1 protein-coding gene is annotated in these 393 nt (G+C 69.0%); it reads right to left on the bottom strand.

Features of this window, described 5'->3' with window-relative positions; genetic code table 11:
* A partial coding sequence (locus D9V41_RS17995) for a hypothetical protein (protein ID WP_208006924.1) occupies nt 1–393 on the bottom strand: 393 nt, incomplete at both ends.

Raw genomic sequence — 393 nt, 5'->3', positions numbered from 1 at the left:
GTACTCGTAGGTCACGCCGTTCAGGAACAGGAAGTCGGCGATCATCCGTTCGCCCTGGCTCTTCACGGTCTCCCCGTTGAAGGTGCGGAACCCGGTCGCGCGGGTGACGTAGTCGTAGGCGTCCGGCTCACCGCCCGCGGGGTCGTCCGCCATCCGCGCGAACAACAGCCGGTACATGTCCCACTTGAAGCGGAAGTCGGGAGAGCGGTCGCGCAGCTCGTCGACGATCCGGCTGACCATCGCGACGTCCTGCCCGCCGTCGAGCCAGGGCGCGAGCCGCGGCTTGCGGCCGGTGGCCTTCCCGATCACGTTCAGGCCGAAGGCGTGGAACGTCGAGGCACCCAGTCCGGACGGGTCGATCCCCGCTGCGTCGAGGCGTTCGTCGACGCGTCG

The sequence above is a fragment of the Aeromicrobium phragmitis genome (assembly GCF_003674095.1).
Lineage (GTDB): Bacteria > Actinomycetota > Actinomycetes > Propionibacteriales > Nocardioidaceae > Aeromicrobium > Aeromicrobium phragmitis.
Note: the sequence above shows the minus strand (reverse complement) of the source record. Positions and strands in the feature narration are given on the sequence as shown.